General features: G+C 67.1%; 15 protein-coding genes and 2 tRNA genes. 10 read left to right on the top strand and 7 right to left on the bottom strand.

Annotated features, from left to right (window positions below):
- The first annotated feature begins 2 nt into the window (after positions 1-2).
- Positions 3-2,609 carry a family 78 glycoside hydrolase catalytic domain gene (locus tag ACYVDK_RS08890; protein ID WP_460520805.1) on the top strand — a complete coding sequence of 869 codons (2,607 nt, stop codon included), beginning with the start codon at positions 3-5 and terminating at the stop codon, positions 2,607-2,609.
- Positions 2,610-2,899: 290 nt separating this feature from the next.
- Positions 2,900-5,185, top strand: a complete 2,286-nt coding sequence (locus ACYVDK_RS08885) for a glycoside hydrolase family 3 protein (RefSeq protein WP_460520803.1) — start codon at positions 2,900-2,902, stop codon at positions 5,183-5,185.
- 76 nt (positions 5,186-5,261) lie between these two features.
- Here the strand turns inward: ACYVDK_RS08885 and ACYVDK_RS08880 are convergent, their stop codons facing one another.
- Entirely contained in the window at positions 5,262-6,491 is a 1,230-nt protein-coding gene (locus ACYVDK_RS08880; protein WP_460520801.1) for a serine hydrolase domain-containing protein, read from the bottom strand.
- 230 nt (positions 6,492-6,721) lie between these two features.
- Here ACYVDK_RS08880 and panD point away from each other — a divergent pair, with 230 nt between their 5' ends.
- Together panD and ACYVDK_RS08870 are read left to right on the top strand one after the other, a co-directional pair.
- Complete coding sequence (gene panD / locus ACYVDK_RS08875) at positions 6,722-7,111, top strand: aspartate 1-decarboxylase (protein ID WP_460520799.1); 390 nt, start codon at positions 6,722-6,724, stop codon at positions 7,109-7,111.
- A 117-nt stretch (positions 7,112-7,228) separates the two neighbouring features.
- Complete coding sequence (locus ACYVDK_RS08870) at positions 7,229-7,537, top strand: DUF3467 domain-containing protein (RefSeq protein WP_460520798.1); 309 nt, start codon at positions 7,229-7,231, stop codon at positions 7,535-7,537.
- A 165-nt stretch (positions 7,538-7,702) separates the two neighbouring features.
- Here ACYVDK_RS08870 and ACYVDK_RS08865 read toward each other — a convergent pair whose 3' ends face one another.
- Positions 7,703-8,185, bottom strand: a complete 483-nt coding sequence (locus ACYVDK_RS08865; RefSeq protein WP_460520796.1) for a DUF805 domain-containing protein — start codon at positions 8,183-8,185, stop codon at positions 7,703-7,705.
- A gap of 241 nt (positions 8,186-8,426) precedes the next feature.
- Complete coding sequence (locus tag ACYVDK_RS08860) at positions 8,427-8,705, bottom strand: DUF6504 family protein (protein ID WP_460520794.1); 279 nt, start codon at positions 8,703-8,705, stop codon at positions 8,427-8,429.
- Between the two features lie 157 nt (positions 8,706-8,862).
- On the opposite strand from ACYVDK_RS08860, the gene ACYVDK_RS08855 reads away from it, so the two are divergent.
- Positions 8,863-9,678 (top strand): inositol monophosphatase family protein, encoded by an 816-nt coding sequence (locus ACYVDK_RS08855; protein WP_460520792.1) that lies wholly within the window; start codon positions 8,863-8,865, stop codon positions 9,676-9,678.
- A gap of 307 nt (positions 9,679-9,985) precedes the next feature.
- Here ACYVDK_RS08855 and ACYVDK_RS08850 read toward each other — a convergent pair whose 3' ends face one another.
- From ACYVDK_RS08850 to ACYVDK_RS08840, 3 genes are all read right to left on the bottom strand, one after another.
- Entirely contained in the window at positions 9,986-11,725 is a 1,740-nt protein-coding gene (locus ACYVDK_RS08850; RefSeq protein ID WP_460520790.1) for a glycoside hydrolase family 13 protein, read from the bottom strand.
- A 63-nt stretch (positions 11,726-11,788) separates the two neighbouring features.
- Complete coding sequence (locus tag ACYVDK_RS08845) at positions 11,789-13,297, bottom strand: glycoside hydrolase family 43 protein (protein ID WP_460520788.1); 1,509 nt, start codon at positions 13,295-13,297, stop codon at positions 11,789-11,791.
- A complete protein-coding gene (locus ACYVDK_RS08840; protein ID WP_460520786.1) occupies positions 13,294-14,610 on the bottom strand; it encodes an ABC transporter substrate-binding protein in 1,317 nt (438 codons plus the stop codon). The genes ACYVDK_RS08845 and ACYVDK_RS08840 overlap by 4 nt, the downstream gene beginning before the upstream one ends.
- Before the next feature lie 181 nt (positions 14,611-14,791).
- Between ACYVDK_RS08840 and ACYVDK_RS08835 the strand changes: the two genes are divergently transcribed.
- Complete coding sequence (locus tag ACYVDK_RS08835) at positions 14,792-15,847, top strand: LacI family DNA-binding transcriptional regulator (RefSeq protein ID WP_460520784.1); 1,056 nt, start codon at positions 14,792-14,794, stop codon at positions 15,845-15,847.
- 100 nt (positions 15,848-15,947) lie between these two features.
- Complete coding sequence (locus tag ACYVDK_RS08830) at positions 15,948-17,906, top strand: glycoside hydrolase family 13 protein (RefSeq protein ID WP_460520782.1); 1,959 nt, start codon at positions 15,948-15,950, stop codon at positions 17,904-17,906.
- Positions 17,907-18,114: 208 nt separating this feature from the next.
- Here the strand turns inward: ACYVDK_RS08830 and ACYVDK_RS08825 are convergent, their stop codons facing one another.
- Positions 18,115-18,339, bottom strand: a complete 225-nt coding sequence (locus ACYVDK_RS08825; protein ID WP_460520780.1) for a hypothetical protein — start codon at positions 18,337-18,339, stop codon at positions 18,115-18,117.
- 83 nt (positions 18,340-18,422) lie between these two features.
- Here ACYVDK_RS08825 and ACYVDK_RS08820 point away from each other — a divergent pair, with 83 nt between their 5' ends.
- The 3 genes from ACYVDK_RS08820 (at position 18,423) to ACYVDK_RS08810 (ending at position 19,190) form a co-directional block, all read left to right on the top strand.
- A complete protein-coding gene (locus ACYVDK_RS08820) occupies positions 18,423-18,956 on the top strand; it encodes a MarR family winged helix-turn-helix transcriptional regulator (RefSeq protein WP_460520778.1) in 534 nt (177 codons plus the stop codon).
- 46 nt (positions 18,957-19,002) lie between these two features.
- Positions 19,003-19,077 (top strand) — tRNA-Thr (locus ACYVDK_RS08815).
- 39 nt (positions 19,078-19,116) lie between these two features.
- Positions 19,117-19,190: transfer RNA gene (locus tag ACYVDK_RS08810), tRNA-Met, on the top strand.
- Positions 19,191-19,323 lie beyond the last annotated feature (133 nt).

Genomic DNA, 19,323 nt, shown 5'->3' with positions numbered 1-19,323 from the left:
GCGTGAGAGCCATCCGACTCCGCACCGACTACCTCGATCGCCCGCTCGGGCTCGGCATTGCGAGGCCGCGACTGTCGTGGAACTGCGAGGGGGGAATCACTCAGACCGCTTATCGCCTTCAGGCGATGCGGGATGGCGAGACCGTATGGGACACCGGGAAGGTGCCCTCGCACGCCATGGTGCACATCCCGTACGAAGGCGCCGAACTGACCAGTCGCGATCGGGTCGACTGGGTCGTCATCCTCTGGGACGAAGTGGATGCCGAGGGCGAGCCGGCCGGTTCGTGGTTCGAGCTCGGCCTTCTGGAGGCGGCCGACTGGACCGCCCGGTGGATCGCCGGTGACGTGGAGCTCAAGCGCAACAGACGGCATCCCGTTGACTGCTTTCGGAACGTGTTCCATGTTCGCGGATCCGTCAGTCGGGCCCGCCTCTACGTGACCGCGTGCGGACTGTACGACGCGCATCTCAACGGGCACCGTGTGGGGGAGGCCCGGCTCACGCCGGGAAGCACGGACTACCGCAAGCGGCTGCAGTATCAGGCGTACGACGTGACCGACCTGCTGGCCGACGACAATCGCCTCGAGCTTCGGCTCGCCGACGGCTGGTACCGCGGATCGGTGGGCGCCTACGGTCCCACCAACGTCTTCGGGCGGCGGACCAAACTGCTTGCCCAGCTCGAGATCAGCTACGCGGACGGTTCCCGGGATGTCGTGGCCAGCGACGACTCCTTCGAGTGGAGCAACGACGGGCCGGTCCGATTCGCCGATCTCAAAGACGGCGAGATCTACGACGCGAACCTCGAGCCCAGCTACTCGGGCCGTGCGCGCTTGGCCGACCCTGGGCTCGTACCGACCGCGCCAGACAACGTCACGCCCCGCGAGCAGGAGGTGTTCACCCCGGTCTTGATCACGACGCCCTCGGGAAGGCGAGTGCTGGACTTCGGCCAGAACATAGCGGGATTCGTCGGCTTCACCGTCACCGCGCCGCGTGGTCAGCAGATCAGGCTCCGGCTCGGCGAGATCCTCGACGAGGCCGGTGAGTTCACGCAGTCGAACATGCAGTTGCAGAAGCCGGGGAGAGAATTCGGGCGCCCCACCGAGCTGTTGCTGTTGACCGACCAGACCCGTCTCATCCGGGGAAAGCTTCAGCCGACTCCGAAGCAGGAGGTCGTCTACACGTGCGCCGAGGGTGAGAACCACTACAAGACCGAGTTCGCGGTCTTCGGCTTCCGCTACGCCCTCGTCGAGACCGACGTTCAGTTCGACCCGTCGCAGTTTCGTGCCATCGCCGTGTACTCCGACATGGAGCAGACCGGCGACTTCGAATGCTCGAACGCCGACGTGAATCGGTTTCTCGAAAACACCCGGTGGAGCATGAAGGGCAACTTTCTCGACGTGCCCACCGACTGTCCGACCCGTGAGCGGCTGGGCTGGACCGGCGACGCCCAGGTGTTCTTCGACACCGCCGCCTACCTGATGGATGTTGCGAGCTTCTACCGCAAGTGGCTGCGCGACCTGCACGACAACCAGTCGGTCTCCGGCAAGGTCTCGGCCGTTGTGCCGTACAACGGCGTCGCAATGATGTACGACGCATCGGGTGGGTCGGTCGGGTGGGCGGATGCCGTCGTGCTGGTGCCGTATCGGTTCTGGAAGCGATACGGAGACGAGGAGGCCCTCCGCGAGTTCTACCCGATGATGCGCGCGTATGCGACCTTTCTGATCGAGCACACCGGCCACAAGGACGCGAAGGCGGCGCGAGCCAACCCGTACAACCGCTACGTCTACGAGAAGGGCCTGCACCTCGGCGAATGGCTCGAACCCGCCGAGTTCCACGACCCCGTGACCGCACGTTCCCAGCCGGCGCGGCCCGAGGAGGCCACCGCCTACCTGCACTACACGATGGCGCACCTTGCCGAGATCGCCACCGCATTGGGTAAGACGGATGACGCGGCGCTGTTCATGGAGTACGCCGACGGTGCCAAGCACGCCTACGCCCACCTCTTCCTCGCCGACGGAACGATCGACACCGACCGCCAGGCGAAGCTCGTGCGTCCGCTGGCGCTCGGCCTCGTCGACGGCGTAGTTCGTCAGCAGCTCGAGGCACGGCTGGTTCAGGCGGTCGAGAATCGCCACTTCACGATCGGCACGGGCTTTCTGTCGACGCCGTTCGTGCTCCCCGTTCTCACCGAGGCAGGACGCTCGGATGTCGCCTATCGGATGCTCGAGAACACCGAGGCGCCGAGCTGGCTCGCCGAGGTGAAGGCCGGCGCGACCACGGTCTGGGAGGACTGGGAGGGCAAGGAGAGCCACAACCACTACTCGCCCGGTTCCGTCTGCCAGTGGTTGTTCGACACCGTCGCGGGCATCCGCGTCGATTCAGAGAATCGGTTTGTCGTCGCACCAGTGCCGGGCGGAACACTGACCTACGCCGAGGCGAGGTATCGCAGCGTGTTCGGAGAGGTGATGAGCGGCTGGCAGCGCGACGGTGACGTCGTCACGGTCGTCGTGTCGATTCCGCCGAACACCACGGGCGAACTCCGGCTGCCGCACGGCGAGGCCGTCGAACTGAACAGCGGCACTCATACTCATTCGTACAGCCAGGCGCGCTGACCGGTTCAGCGTTCGCGCGGCGCCGCCGTCGGTCACAGCATGGAAGCTTGGGCTTGATGCGTCCCAGGGCACCTCACTGGGGCGCGCTCCGTGTCCCGTCGCCAGAATGCAGGGCGCCCACCTTGAACCGATGGTCCGCGAGGGCTGCCCGTAAATCGGACGTCCAGCGGGACAGAAGCATGGACAGCCAGGATGGATGATAGCGTCTGATATCACGCGATACTTCCCTATGCGTGGCGCAGGAACCAGCAGCGCTCGCACCCGACGCGACTCACCGAGGAGTACTGACGATGACGGACCCGCTCTACCTCGACCCGGCAGCACCCATCCACGATCGGGTCGAAGACCTGGTCGCGCGGATGACCGTCAAAGAGAAGGCCGGACAGCTGAGCCAGTACTTCTACTTCGGCGGGCTGGGCGAGCTGCCGGCCGACTTCGACATCGACTCGCTACCTGCCGAGCACCAGGCATTCGTGCGCCAGCCGCAGCTGGTCGAGGCCGCGATCGCGGCGGGCCGGGCCGGCTCGGCGTTGTTCGTGACGAAGGCGGAGGTGGCGAATCGGCTGCAGAGGCTGGCCGTCGAGCAGACCAGGTTGGGCATCCCGCTGATCTTCGGATTCGACGTGATCCACGGCCTGCGCACGATCTTCCCGGTGCCGATCGCGCAGGCGGCGTCGTGGGATCCGCATGGAATCGAGCAGGCGGAGTCGGTGGCGGCGCGCGAGTCGCGGGCCAGCGGCATCCACTGGGCGTTCGCACCCATGGTCGACATCGCACGCGACCCGCGATGGGGGCGCATCATCGAGGGCGCCGGCGAAGACCCGTTCCTCGGGGCGGCCGTCGCTGCCGCGCACGTGCGGGGGTTCCAGGGCGATCGTGGGCCCGAGAGCATCCTCGCCGGCCCGAAGCACTTCGCCGGATACGGCGCCGCTCGCGGCGGGCGCGACTACGACGATGCGGAGATCTCGGATTCCGAGCTGCACAACGTGTACTTGCCGCCGTTCCGGGCGGCTGTCGAGGCCGGCGCAGCCAACATCATGAGCGCCTACATGGACCTCAACGGCGTACCGGCCAGCGGCAATCGCTGGCTGCTCACCGAGGTGCTGCGCGGCGAGTTCGGGTTCGACGGGTTCGTGGTCTCCGACGCGAACGCCGTCAACTCGCTTGCGACACAGCACTTCGCGGCGTCGCAGACGGATGCCGCCGCACGCGCCGTCACCGCCGGTCTCGACATGGAGATGACCATGTTCGACCCGGCATTCGACACCCTGCCCGACGCCGTCGCGCAGGGCCTGGTCGAGGAGTCCGCGATCGACGACGCGGTGCGCCGGGTACTCACGGCGAAGTTCCGGCTGGGGCTGTTCGAGAGCCCGTATGCCGACGAAGCAGCTGTCGAGTCCGTGCTGTCGGATGCCGCTCATCGCGACCTCGCGCAGGTCGTCGCCGAACGCAGCATCGTGCTGCTGAAGAACGAGGATGCCGCGCTCCCGCTCGACGAACGTGCGCTCGCCTCGATCGCGGTGATCGGGCAGCTCGCCGACAGCAAGCGCGACACCCTCGGCCCGTGGGTGTTCGTGCACGAGACCGAGGAGACCGTGAGCATCCTCGAGGGCATCCGCGATCGGGTCGGTGACGGCATTCGGGTCGAGCATGCGCCGGGCGCGGGCATCCCGGCGAGAGTGTTCCCGTCGATGTTCGACCGTCAGGATCCGACGGTGGTGGCCACCCCGGCCGACTACGACGACGATGCCGAGATCGAGCGCGCGGTCGCCCTGGCGGCATCCGCCGACGTGGCCGTCGTGGTCGCGGGGGAGCGGCAGAACCAGATCGGCGAGAACGCGTCGCGGTCGACGCTGGACCTGCCCGGCATGCAGCTGGAACAGCTGCAGCGCATCGCCGCCACCGGCACCCCTATCGTGCTGCTGGTGATGTCGGGTCGCCCGCTCGACCTGCGCTGGGCGGATGCGAACATCCCGGCGATCGCACAGGTCTGGTACCCGGGAACCCGGGGCGGCGACGCCGTCGCGCGCATTCTCTTCGGGGATGTCTCGCCCGCCGCACGCCTGCCCTTCAGCTGGCCGCGCCACGTCGGTCAGGTGCCGATGATCTCGGCGCACCTGCGCACGTTCGCGCCCGACGATCAGGACAAGCGGTACTGGGACGAAACGTCCACGCCGCTCTACCCGTTCGGTCATGGACTCGGTTACGCCGACTTCTCGTACTCCGCCCCCCGCCTCGACCGCACGGAGATCTCCCTCGGCGACACCGTGACCGTGGCGGTCGAGGTCACCAACGCCTCCGATCGCCGCGCCGACGAAGTCGTTCAGCTCTACATCCACCAGCGCCACGGCACTTCGTCGCGACCGGTGCGCGAGCTCAGGGGCTTCCAGCGACTCACCCTCGACGCGGGCGAAACCCGCACCGTCTCCTTCAACCTCGGCCCCGCCGAACTGCGCTACTGGAGCGCCGCAACCCGCGACTGGGTGCAGGATGCCACGACGATCGACCTCGGCGTCGGCGGCGACTCGACCGTCGAGCTCGCGAGCCGGCTGGAGGTCAGAAGCCCGAAGCGTTAGATGACCGCGAGCGACCGCCGTCGGATTGCCGACCCCGTCGTCGACCCTCAGCTGCGAACACGTGGCGGGAACACCATCACTTCTTCATCGGCGGCGCATCGTTCGGTGCGAGGTACCCGCCGATCTGCCGGAACAGTGTGTCGGCGGCATTCGCATAGTTCCCCTGATCGTCGAAGGCGGCGGGCGTGAACGTGCAGGCGACGGCGATGGCGATCTTCTTCGACGGCAGATACGCCTCGGCGGCGCTATACCCGCTGAGCAGCGGATTCTGCAGCATCCACGGTCCGGAGCGCACCACTCCGAGGCCGTAGTTGTATCCGTCGACCTGCGTGAAGCATGAGCCGCCGCACACCGGCAGGTGCGTACCGAAACCGATCAGCTTGGAGTCGGTCATGGCGTGGAAGCTGTTCTTCGACAGCAGCTTGCCCGTGCCGATCGCCACAGCAGTAGTGGTCATATCGGTGATGTCGGTGGTCTCGGCCGCCCCGTCCGGCGTCCCCCATGCGGGGTTCCAGTACGTCGACTCCTCATAGAACGGTGTGCCCGCCGGTACCCCCAGTTGCACCCGCCGCTCGGAGCTGTAGGCGTGCAGGGTCGGACCGGGGAAGACCGCGGTCGAGTTCGCGACGGTGTGCTTCAAACCCATCGGGGCGAGCACCTTCTGCTCGAGCAGCTGATCCAGCGGCTTCTCGCCGATCATGGCGAGGATGTGACCGAGGATCATGAAGTTGGTGTGCGAGTAGCTCCAGTTGGTCCCCGGCGCGAATTCCAACGGTCGGTCGAAGGCGTACTTGATCCGTTCGTCGAACGTGAAGAGGTGGAACGGGTTCGTGTTGTACGCCGCAGTCCACCCCGGGTCCGTCTCGAAGTCGGGATAGCCGGATGTCTGGTTCGCGAGCATCTTGAGGGTGACCTTGTCGGCATCCGGGAGCTGCGGCATCCACTTGTCGATCGTGTCGTCCAGGGTCACCTTGTGCTCGTCGACATACTGCAGCAGCAGATTGCTCACGTATTCGAAGGCGACGGCACCATTGCGGAACTGCATGTCGGTCTTCGCGGGCACGCCGGTCATGGAGTCGCCGAACGCCTGCGTGGTGACCACCTTGCCGCCCACCGTGACCCGCACGATCACGGCCTTCAGGTGCTGCTGCGTCATGGCTGTCCGCACGATGGAGGCGATGCCCTTCGCCTGCGTCGATTCGGCCGCCGCAGAGGATCGGGGTGATGCCGTCGGTGTCGGCGATGTCGTGCAGCCGTTGAGTCCCGCGGCCACCGCCAGTGCGACGACGGTGGCACATCCGATCACTGCTCTTCGGGGAGATCGTCTCGTCCCACTCGAAACCGCACCTAGCACGATGCCTCCGCTCATCACCGGCGCAGCCATTGCAGTCTGCAGTCTTGACTGTATGACTCCCGGAGCGCAGTCACAGCAGGTCGGGCTCGCCTCATCCTGCTCCACAACGGGGGACACGGGGCACCGATCGACCGAACCGATAAACTGACGCACCCCGCCCCCTACCGCTGAGGAGTCCCTCCGTGCGAGTCACCGTGCTCCGTGCCAAGATTCACCGCGCGACGGTGACCAGGGCCGATCTGCACTACGTCGGTTCGTTGACGGTGGATGCCGACCTGCTTGCGGGATCCGGCATTCTCGTGGGCGAGAAGGTCAGCGTGGTCAACATCGACAACGGAGCGCGGTTCGAGACGTACGTCATCGAGGGCGAACCCGGCTCTGGCGTGATCGGCGCGAACGGCGCGGCGGCACGCCTTGTGAGCGTGGGTGACCGGGTGATCGTGATGGCGTACGGGTCGGTGAAGCTCTCGAAGGCCTCCGCGGTGCGACCGAAGGTGATCATGGTGGATGCGCAGAATCGCGTGCAGCACAGCGGCGATGATGCGGCGTTCCCGGTCACGTATCCGTCATGACGCGCACCGCCGACGTCCGACTGGGGCAACGGTCGTCGCGAGCGATGCAGACCGGATGTCCGGATAGGCTCGCAAGCGACGGTCGAACGGCGGTCGACGGATCGTGAGGGGGGCGGCATGCCCGACGAGCAGCGGAACGTTCCGACGCAGATCAACTTCGACATCGCAGCCGAGGTCGAAGCAGGCAGTTTCGCGGACTTCGCGAGCATCTGGCACACCGACAGCGTGTTCGTGCTCGACTTCGCGTCGCTGCGCGGTCCGGCCACCGAGACCCTCGACGAAGACGGCGAACCGCAGCGGTCGGTGAACGCGCGAGTCGTGACCCGAGTTCGCATTCCGCCCGAGCAGGTCTTCGAACTGGCGAAGGCGCTGACGCGCGAGCTCGAGCTGTGGGAACAGCAGACCGGCAAACGCTCGGGACAATAGCACTCGGGGCGGTGCGGCGGTCTGCACCTTCCGGCACGAAGCGGCGGCGGACAGGGTCAGCATTCAGGCCTGCACCGTGGCCGATCAGGCCTGCACCGTGGCCGATCAGGCCCGTACCGCGACCGATCAAGCCAGCACCAGATCGATCAGGCGCACCGCGACCGATCAGGCCCGGTCGAACCGCGTGCCGTTACCTTGCTTCGGCAGGATGCCGAAGATCACGCCGATCACAGACCCGGCGAACGGAATGAGCGTGAGCAGGAACCACCATCCAGCCAGGTTCGCATCGTGCAGCCGGCGCACGATCACTGCGATGGTCGGCACGATCACGGCGAGCGCGTACAGCCCGAACACGATGCCGATGACCGTGCTCCCCGTCGTGGGTCGGGGCGCGGATGGTCCCGCCAGACTGTTCGCCATCTCGACACCGATGCCCGCGAGCAGGAACAGCACGACGTTCAGCGCGTAGGCCCACCAGAACTCGCTGCGGCTCGCCCGGCCGTGGAACACCGCGTACTTCGTGAAGTATCGGGCGATGGCCTCCTGCGGCGTCGCTCGGTAGATCGGCTTGTCCGACGGATGCCTCGACGCGGCGATTTCCGCCGCGTCGACCGCATCCTGCGCGAAGTCATCAGCCCCGGTGCTCACGAACACATGCTGACATAGATGCGACCGAGCCGAGGGCCGAGCTTGCCTGACTGGCCGAGTCGACCGAGCATGTCGAGTCGTGCGGAGACGTGCAGAGGCGCGGAGATGCGCAGAGGTGTGGAGACGTGCGGAGGTGCGGAGACGTGCAGAGGTGCGGAGACGTGCAGAGGTGCGGAGACGTGCAGAGGTGCGGCGTCGAGCAGCGACGAGCATATGCGTGCCGCCGAGCGACCGTGCGCACTCAATCGATGACGCGGATCAGCTCCCACACGCCGGGATCAGCCAGTCGCACGTCGAACACGCGGGTGTCGTCGTCGTCGCTGGTGCCCTGAAAGCGCCACCCCTTCAGCGGTGTGGGCGGATGCGTGATCGCCGGGCTCAGGGGAACGCCGGGCTCGGGCCCGAGCCGAGTGGGAGTGTCGGTGACCCGGTAGCGGCGGCCGGCCCAGAACATCCGTCTCGGAACGCCGTCTTCATTGATCCAGACGGTGACGATGTCGGTGGTATGAGTGATGCTCACGGCAGACCTCCTCACGGATATGTCGAACAAAGCTTCGACGAAAGGAGAATAGATCAGATGCGCGCGACACGCCAAAGGGATCCTCCGGTCGAGGGCCGAGCGGCCGCGCTGAACCGTCTGAGAAGCCGCAGCTCGCGACGCCATCTAGCATCGGAGGGTGCCCTCCCCGATCTATGAGCTCCTGAACCTTGCCCGCACGATCGCCTGCGAGGCGGGCGACCTCGTCCGCGCCAGGCGTGAGGAAGGGGTCGAGGTTGCAGCGACGAAGACGGCCCCCGAAGACATCGTCACGGCGGCCGACCGCGAGTCCGAAGACCTCATCAGGGGACGCATAGCTGACGCCCGCCCCGGCGATGGCTTCTTCGGCGAGGAGAGCGACGCGAGCGCGAGCACCAGCGGGCTGACGTGGATCGTCGACCCGATCGACGGCACGGTCAACTACCTCTATGGCATTCCGGCCTACGCCGTCTCGATCGCCGCGGTGGAGGGCGACCCTGATCCGAATACGTGGCGCTCGCTGGCATCCGCTGTCGTCAATCCCGCCAACGGCGAGGTGTACACGGCGAGCGCGGGCGGCGGCGCCTACCTCGGGAGCAAGCGGCTGCAGGTGGCCACCGGAAAACAGTTGTCACTCGCCCTGCTGGGCACCGGGTTCTCGTACGACTCCCGCCGGCGGGGGCTGCAGGCCGAGGCGGTGAGCATGCTCATTCCGAGGGTGCGCGACATTCGCCGGATCGGTGCGGCCTCCCTCGACCTGTGCAACGTCGCGGCCGGGCGGTTGGATGCCTACTACGAGAAGGGCCTCAAGCCCTGGGACCACGCGGGCGGTGCGCTGGTCGCGACGGAGGCGGGCGCGAAGGTCGCCGGCCTGCACGGTGCGGCCGCGAGCCGCGCGCTGACCATCGCGGCGGAGCCGGGTCTCTTCGCGCAGCTCGAGCCGATTCTCGACGAGCTCGGCGTCGTCGACCGCTGAGCGGTCCGCAGGCGGCTGAGCCGCTCCGGCAGCTTGAGCCGCTCCCGTGGCTTCGGCCATTCCCGTGGCTTGAGCCACTCCGCAGCTTGAGCCGCTCGCGCAGGTTGAGCCGCTCGCGTGGGTTGAGCCGCTCGCGCAGGTTGAGCCGCTCGCGTGGGTTGAGCCACTCCCGCAGGTTGAGCCGCTCCCGTGGCTTCGGCCATTCCCGTGGGTTGAGCTTGTCGAAACCCGCAATCGGTTTCGCTCCCGGCCGCATTGCCGTCCCCTCGCTGCGCGTCTCGCCGGCACCGGCGTCTGGGACCCGAACTCAACCGGCGGATGCGGTTCGGCCCACGACCCAGACTGCCGTGTCGGCGGGCAGCTCCGCACCGTCGAGCCGTTTGCTCGCGACGATCACCTCGCCGACCGGGAGCGGAACGGATGCCTGCCCCAGGTTGCCCAGAACCGTGACGTCTCCGTTGCGGAACGCCACGACGTCGTCGCCGTAGCCCTCCAGCCATTCCAGGCTCCCGCTGCCGAGCGAGCGTCGCTCGCGCTCGGCGAGCAGCAGTTTGTACAGCGAGAGCGTGGAGTCGGGCTCGCCATTCTCGACGTCGCGCGCCATCGTCGCCCACTCGGCGGGCTGCGGCAGCCAGCTCTTCCCGTTGTCGCTGAAGCCGTACGAGAGCCCGGAGGCGGTCCACGGGATCGGCACTCGGCATCCGTCACGTCCATAGTGCTCGCCGCCGGAGCGGAACCACGTGGGGTCCTGTCTGGCGGAGTCGGGCAGGTCGATCACCTCGGGGAGCCCCAGCTCCTCGCCCTGGTAGACGTACGCCGAACCGGGCAATGCCAGCATCACGGTCGTCGCGGCACGTGCGCGCTGTAGACCGAGCCTCTCATCGGGCCGGAACGGCGTCTCGGGTCCGATTCCATAACCCTGCGGGATCTCCTCGGTGAGGCCGAAGCGAGTGGGATGGCGGATCACGTCGTGATTCGAGAGCACCCACGTGCTCGGTGCGCCGACACCATTGAACGCCGCGAGAGAGTCCGCGATCACTTCGCGAAGGGCATCCGGATTCCACGGCGTCTCGAGGTAGGTGAAGTTGAATGTCTGCTGCATCTCATCGGGGCGCACGTACCTCGCGAGCTTCGCGGGCGGGCTCACCCATGCCTCTCCGCACAGTGCACGATCACCGTCGTACTCCGCGAGCACTTCGTGCCAGTCGCGGAAGATGTCGTGGCCGCCCTCCTGAGCCCACATCGGTGAACCAGCTGCCTCGTCGTCGATGCCGGGCCCGAGCGTGACACCTGCGCCGCTCAGCGATCCGCCGCGCTGCTCCGGCGTGTAGTCGGGCAGGCCCTTCGCTTTGACCATGCCGTGCGCGACGTCGATGCGAAACCCGTCGACGCCGCGATCCAGCCAGAACCTCAGGATGCCGCGGAACTGCTCCCACACCCACGGGCTCTCCCAGTTGAGGTCGGGCTGTGACGCGTCGAACAGATGCAGGTACCACTGGCCGGGCGTTCCGTCGGCGTTCGTGGTGCGGCTCCAGGCGGGACCGCCGAAGACCGACTCCCAGTTGTTCGGCGGGAGATCACCGTTTTCGCCTTCGCCGTCGCGGAACCAGTAGCGACTGCACGCCTCGCCGCCGGGAGCGGATGCCAGCGCCTCCTGGAACCAGCGGTGGTCGGACGACGTGTGGTTGGGCACCAGGTCGACGATGACGCGCAGGCCGAGGTCGTGTGCGGCCGTGAGCAACCGATCGAAGTCGTCGAGGGTTCCGAAGAGGGGATCCACGTCGCAGTAGTCGGCGACGTCGTAGCCGGCGTCGCGTTGCGGGGAGGTCATGAAGGGGGAGAGCCAGACCGCGTCGACGCCGAGATCGTGCAGGGCCGGCAGGTGTGCGGTGATGCCGGGCAGGTCGCCGACTCCGTCTCCGTTGCTGTCGGCGAACGACCGCGGGTACACCTGGTAGATCACGGCGGTGCGCCACCATTCGAGCCCGGTGCTGCCCGCCGACCGTGCCGTCTCTGTCGTCGCCGCCGGTGCCAGGGTCTCCGTCATGGTTCCACCGTATGACGGCGGCTCGGTCTGGCTGGCATCGGATTGCCGGACCGAGCCGCCGGTTCAGGATGTCTCGGGCGCGGTCGAGCGCGGGGCGCCATGGCCCCGTCCGGTGTAGCTCAGTCCGGTCACGAGAGCGCGGGCGCCCGGAGGGCCTGACACATATGGCCCCCACACGGTGCCGACGAACCCGCCAGCAACCTCGGAACTGAGTACGGCGGTGCCGACAACGGCCGACGAGCGTGCTCCGACGCGAAAGTGAACACGCGACGGTTCGAGCTCGGCGACGACGTCCAGCTCGCCCGCACCGGCGAGCGTCCAGCAGTCGTGCTCGACTTCCGCGCCGGCGATGCGTTCGACGACCCGAACCGAGGCGCCGTCCGACTCGAGGCGGATCGAGTATGCGTCGCTTTGGCGTAGCGCCAGTCCCGCGACAGCGCCCGACGTGATCTCGCCGAACTTCACGTTCAACTGTGCTGCCCGGTGCTTCAGCCGATGGAACAGCGCAGACGGGCGCCGCGCTGTCCCGGGTTCTTCCGTGGTGACGGCGAGTATGACTCCATCTGCCGTCTCGTCGGCGAAGTCCGCCGCGCCGCGCACGGTGAGGGCCGTGCCGATGCGGGCAGGATGCTGCGTCCAGGCATCCGCTCGGTCCCCGACGTCGCAGAGCACGCCCGCGCCGGGGCTGACCACTGGCCAGCCCTCCTCCCAGGTCACGTCGACGACGAAGGTCTCACGTCCGAGCAGGTGCCTGCCTTCGTCGACCCGCACGCCCAGCACGACGGCCGCCCAGGTTCCATCGAGCCGTTCGACGAAGTCGGCGTGGCCGACGTTCTGCACTGGATAGGCGCTGCCGAGATGGCGGTGCGTGAGGATCGGGTTGCGCGGGCATCCCTCGTACGGTCCCGTGATGGTCTCGGAGCGTGCGATGACGACCGCATGATCGCGGTATGTGCCGCCCTCGGCCGTCAGCAGGTAGAACCAGCCCTCGTGCTCGAACAGGTGGGGGCCCTCGGACCACACTGCGTTGCGTGCCGACCCCCGCCAGATCACCGTTTCGTCGCCGAGCAGGTGGCCGGTTGCGACGTCGATCTGGCGCAGCCAGATCTCCGTCTGGCCCTCGTGCTCCGCCGGTTGCGAGGGACGTGCGGCAGACCAGTATGCGGTGTCGCCGTGGAAGAGGATGGATGGGTCGAACCCGTCTGCGCCGCGCACCCACAACGGCTCCGACCACGGGCCCGCGGGGTCGATAGCGGTGAGGATGAACTGCGAATCAGGGTCGCGGTCGACCTGGGTGCCCACCAGATAGTAGACGCCATCGTGAAATCGGATCGTCGGGGCGTAGAGACCGCCGGAATCGCTCGCCGTCTCGAGAGCGAAGGCTTCCGGATGCACGACGGCGGATCCGATCGCCCGCCACGACAGAAGATCGGTGCTCTCGTGGATCGGGATGCCCGGCAGATACTCGAACGTGGAGTTCGCCAGCAGATACCGGTCGCCGACCCGGCAGATCGACGGGTCCGGGTAGAACCCCGGGAGCACCGGGTTGGCCGGTTGGCCGGATGCGCTCACTTCTTCAGCTGCGACATGAGGGTCGACTGCAGTGTGCTGAGCGCCTCCTTCGGCGTGGACTTCTGCGAGAGCACGGACTGCGCGAACGTGGTCATCGCGGGCGTGCTGTCCACGAGCGTCACGTTCGCGAACAGAGCCGTGCCGCCGGGCGCCGCCCACGTCTTGCAGATCGGCTGCCAGACATCCACGAGCTTGACGTTGGACGCGTTCGACTTGAATTCACTGGTCTGCGCGATCGACTTCAGCGGAGGCAGGCCGATACCCGTGTTCTGGGTCCACAGCTCGGACATGTGCTTGAAGTAATAGGTCAGGAACGCCTCCGAGCCCTTCTGGCTGGGGGTGTTCTTGTACATCATGATGTTGTTCGGGAAGTAGAGCGCCCCCTTCTTGCCCGCAGCGCTCACCAGCGGGTCACCGAGCACGAGCTCCTGCTGAACGGCTCCTGTCACGTTCTGCGGAAGGCCAGGCACATCGATGCCCATCGCGCACGTGCGGTTGCTCCACTGCGTGTTGGTGTTGGTGCTGGAGTATCCGAGGTTGCCCGGGTCCACGTACCCCTTCTGAACCATCTCGACCACCCAGTCGAGGGCTTCGATGTTGGCGCTCGTGACGCAGTTCGGCTTCTGCTCCTCGTCGAAGAGGCCTCCTCCGTTGTTGATCATGACGCCCGTGAGGGTTTGGAAGCTGTTTCCACCGCTCGAATTGCTGCTCAGGCTGAACCCGTACACCCCGATCTTCTTGAGCGCGGCTGCCGCATCCAGATAGCTCTGCCAATCGGTCGGTGCCTCGGCGCCGGCTTTGTCGAGCAGCGTCTTGTTGTACCAGAGCACCCGCATGTCGAGGTTGTACGGAATGGCGACGTAGCCCTTGTCGGTCTTCATCGCGTCGAGCAGTCCAGGCAGGAAGTCGTCGTAGAGGCCGTTGGACTTCCAGCTCTCGATGAGGTTGTCGGCGTAGGCGATCTTGCCCTGCTTCGCGAACTGGAACGCCTGCGTGCCGCCGCCGGAGCTCACAGCAGGGCCCGTGTTCGCGGCGACCGCCGACGAGAAGGTCTGGTTGAAGTTCGACCACTGGATCTCCTGGTAGGTCGCGGAGGGCAGGCCCTTTGCCGGCTTGTACGCGAGCGTGATCTTCTTGTCCAGCGGGTTGAACTTCGTACCGCCCCACGGCATGTTCCAGAACTTGAGCGTTCCGCCGGATGAGCCGGAGCCGCCAGAGCTGCACGCGGCGAGCGCTGCGGTGGCGACGCCTGCGCCGGCCAGAGAGAGAAATGCGCGCCGGCTGAAGGCGCTCGCGGGTGTCGACGTCGACATGGTTCCTCCTTGCGGCACGCGCCGCGTGTTCGTCGTTGAACGTTGCCGTTCGGGCTTGCAGAAGTTTGCGCAATTCGGGCGCGCAGTTTTCGGTGCTTACCGAAGCATGCCGCGATATGTGTGGGAATGCAACATATTCGGATACTGAAGATTTGCGCAAACAGTGCTCTACGATGGCATCGTGGCTGCCAAGAGATCCGTCGTCGCCGTTGATGACGACGCGAAACGGCCGACGTTGTCCGCAATCGCCGAGCGAGCGGGTACGAGCATCCCGACGGCTTCGAAGGCGCTGCGCGGAGGTACGGATGTCGCACCGGCGACCAGGCAGCGCATACTGCGCGTCGCTGAGGAGCTCGGTTACACGCACCCCAAGAGCGCAGCCTCGGGTCCGATCTCAAGGCACGACTCCGGACTCGTCGATTTCGTGCTGGCATCGGGGGAGAGCTCCTGGACGAACCGCGCCCTGACCGGTGTGGAGGGTGCCGCCAGTGAAGCGGATCTCGACGTCGTGATCACCCTGGTGCGTGACGAGTCCGATTGGGTCGACAGGGTGCTGCGCCGTTCGTCGTACGGGGCGATTCTGGCGGTCGTCGAACCGACGCGCGACCAGTGGCGGCGACTGTCGGATGCCGGTCGGCCGGTGGTTCTGCTCGATCCGATGTCATCGCCTCCACCCGGGGTTGGCAGCGTGGGTGCGATGAACTGGCAGGGCGGGCGCTCAGCGGCCGAGCACCTCCTCGCACTTGGCCATATCCGAATCGCGGTCATCGACGTCTCCGACTCGTTCGAGTACAGCAGGGCGCGCCTCGATGGCTTTCGATCCGTGCTGGCTGCAGCCGGCCTGGACCTCGCGCCATCCCATCACATGCATGCGGGGTGGGAACGCTCATCGGGCAGAGCGGCCGCACTGCAGATGTTGTCCGCATCCGACCGCCCGACGGCGGTGTTCGCCTGCACGGAGACGCTGGCGCTCGGTGTGTACGACGCAGCCGCCGAGCTGCGGCTCTCGATACCCGACGATCTGAGCGTCGTCGGTTTCGACGACTTGCCCGAAGCGGGCTGGGCATCTCCGCCGATGACCACGGTGCAGCAGCCGATCGCCGAGATGGCGGCATCGGCGTTGCGGATGCTGCTGAGGATCGGGCGGATGGGCAGCGGCTCCGACGGCCATGCGCCACGTGAGGAACTGGCCACGAGGCTTATCGTGCGAGGCTCTACGGGGCCCGGCCGGCCCTGACCGCGCGCTCCGCTTCGTGTTCGGATCCTCGGTTCGCGGGCGCGGTGACGCGGCTCGCTGCAGAGCAGAGGCAGGTGCCCGCGCACAGTACTGTCGAGCCATGCAGCCCCACCACGACGGATCGCCGTTGTACGTCTCGAATCCGGCGCCGCACCTCGGCGACACCATACGGGTGCGGGTGCGCATCCCGCACGCGTTCGGACCGGTGCGAGCGGTGCGCACGCGATCGAATCCCGATCATGAGCCGCGGTTCACGGATGCCGCGCTGCTGGGCGGCGCTGAGCGCACGGCTGCACGCGTCGGCGGCGGCTCCGGCTGGGACTGGTGGGAAGCGCCGATCGACGTGGAGAATCCGGTGCACGGCTACCGATTCCTCATCACTCGCGGCGATGGCTCGAGCGTGTGGCTGAACGCCACCGGCCTGTGGACCACCGAGACGCTGGACGTCGACGACTTCCGTCTGGTCGCCTACGACGCACCGCCGGACTGGGCGCGCTCCAGTGTGCTCTATCAGGTGTTCCCGGACCGCTTCGCCCGCTCGGCGGCAGCCGGGTTGCGCCAGGCACCCGACTGGGCCATCCCGGCGCGCTGGGCGGATCCGGTGGACGACGTTCCGCCCGGCCGCTCCCAGCAGTTCTACGGTGGCGACCTCGACGGTGCGGCAGGGCGGCTCGACTACCTCGCCGACCTCGGCGTCACGCTCGTCTACCTCACGCCCGTGTTCCCCGGGCGGTCGAATCACCGCTACGACGCGGCGTCCTTCGACCATGTGGACCCGCTCCTCGGCGGCGACGAGGCCCTCGTGCGATTCACCGCCGCGGCGCACGCACGCGGGCTGAAGGTGATCGGGGACCTCACCACCAATCACTGCGGAGACGGGCACGAGTGGTTCAGGGCGGCTCACGGGCATCCGGATGCTCCCGAGAGCGACTTCTTCTACTGGCTGAACGACGAGCACACCGCGTACGTGTCGTGGCTCGGCGTGCCCAGCCTGCCCAAGCTGAACTGGGGGTCGCAGGAGCTGCGCCGCCGGTTCATCGAGGGGGCGGACTCGGTCGTGGCGCACTGGCTGAAGCCGCCGTTCTCGCTCGACGGCTGGCGCATCGATGTCGCGAACATGACGGGCCGGTACCGGCAAGACGACTTCAACGGGGAGGTGCGGCGCATCATCCGTCGCACGATGGTCGAGGTGAACCCCGACACGATTCTGCTGGGCGAGTCGTCGAACGACGCCGCGCCGGACTTCCAGGGAGATGCCTGGCATGGTGCCATGACGTACACCAACTTCACGCGGCCGGTGTGGGGCTGGCTGTCGAAGCCGAACAGTGCATCGACGTACTTCGGGCAGCCGGTCGGGGTCATCCCTTCTTACACGGGGCACGAGCTGGTGGATGCCCACACCCGGTACGCGGCGGCCTTCCCGTGGCGCGTGCGACTGGCCACGATGAACGCGTTGGACACTCACGATGTGCCGCGCTTCCGCACGCACGCGTTGCCCGGTGCGGTGCCGGTCGCGTTGGGCCTGTCGATGACGATGCCCGGCATCCCGGTGGTGTGGGCCGGTGACGAGTTCGGCCTGACCGCGGAGGACGGCGAGGCATCCAGGATGCCCATGCCGTGGCAGCTGCTCGACGACGCGGCCCGCGATCCGCGCGTCGACGCCGCGACGGGTGCGACGGCGGCGCACGCGCAGGAAGCGCACCGGCTGTACCGCGAGCTGATCCGGCTGCGGCGAGAGCACCCGGCACTGAACGACGGCGGGTTCCGCTGGCTGCATGTCGGCGACGACGTGCTGGTGTTCGTGCGCGAACACGCCGACGAATCGGTGCTCGTCGTCGCGGCGCGCGCCTCGGCGGATGTACGGCTGTCTTACGAGTCGGCAGCAGGCTGGGAACAGGCGCGGGTCGTATTCGGCGATGTCGCACTCGAGGTGGATGCGCCCGCCGAGGAGGACGACGGGGGAGTACGAGTGCGTGTCTCGGGCCCGCAGTTCGCGGCGATCGTGCTGCCGGGCATCCGCGTCCCGATCTCCGCATCGCCAGCCCAACTCACCGGTTGAGCCGCGCTGGTCCATTCCCGTCGGTTGGGCAGCGCTGGATCATTCCCGTCGGTTGGGCAGCGCTGGACCGTTCCCGTCGGTTGGGCAGCGCTGGACCGTCCCCGTCGGTTGGGCAGCGCTGGACCGTTCCCGTCGGTTGAGCCGCGCTGGATCACTCCCGCGGGTTGAGCAGCGTCGAAGGCGCGTGTCGAAACCCGCCCTCTCCGTCTCAGGCCGCGCCGGCCGCCGGACACACCAGTCGGCTGGCCGTGCGCTGGTCGTGCGATCGCAGCACCGAGTGCGCCGTCATGGGCGCCCCGCACAGCGGGCAGGGCGAGTCTGCGCGCCGCACGTCGGGACCCTCCGGATGCCCGGCGCCGAGCTGCGCGGGGCCGGTGAACGTGCGGACGACGGCATTGAACCGCTCGTACCAGCCCCAGAACCCGCGTGCCATGACACTCTCTTCACTCAGCATTGCCTAATCATTAGGGTACTAACAATTAGGGTAAGCGTAACATGGGGTGCCGGAGGTGCTGTATGGCAAAAGGTGCAAGCGAAGCGAGCCACTGGGTAGATGCCGAGGCATCCGTCGCGCCCGACGTCGTGCTCGCTCCCGACGACCTGTTGAAGCTCGGCAACCAGGTGTGCTTCGCGCTCGCCGTGGCATCCCGTAGCGTTATCGCGCTGTATCGGCCGGTGCTGGAGCCGCTCGGGCTGACGCATCCGCAATACCTCGTGATGCTGGCCTTGTGGGAGGAGAGCCCGCGCACCGTCGGTGCGATCGGTCGTGCCCTGCAACTGGAGCCGGCGACGTTGTCTCCGTTGCTCAAGCGGCTGGAGGCATCCGGTCTGGTGAAGCGCGAGCGCGACCCGAATGACGAGCGGATGCTGCGCGTCACCCTCACAGACAAGGGGCGCCGACTGCGGGAGAAGGCACTGGATGTTCCGCCGCAGATCGTGGAGCGTCTCGGCCTCGAGCTGTCCGAGTTGGAGGCGCTTCGTGCCGCGTTGCACCGCGTGATCGACGCCGCTACCACGGACCCGCACGTGGCCGAACCGGCTGCCCGATGATGGTATTCTCGAACGGTTGCCGATCGGACCTCGCGTCTTTCGGTGCGCCCCGATAGCTCAGTGGTAGAGCACTTCCATGGTAAGGAAGGGGTCGTCAGTTCAATCCTGACTCGGGGCTCCAGCTCGGTGCAACGGCTGTCTCAGTCGGCACGGAGTCTGCGGCGGGATAGCTCAGGTGGTTAGAGCACACGGCTCATAATCGTGGTGTCGCGGGTTCAAGTCCCGCTCCCGCTACTCACCTAGAAAACACTGGGAACGGCGGCCATTGCATGGCCGCCGTTCCTGCGTTTCAGGATGGTTTTGCCCGTTACGTTGTTCGTGCTCCTTGGGGCAGGCTCTGAGGGGTAGTGGCCTGTCGCGTCCGGCA

The sequence above is a fragment of the Humibacter antri genome, assembly GCF_054777235.1.
Note: the sequence above shows the minus strand (reverse complement) of the source record. Positions and strands in the feature narration are given on the sequence as shown.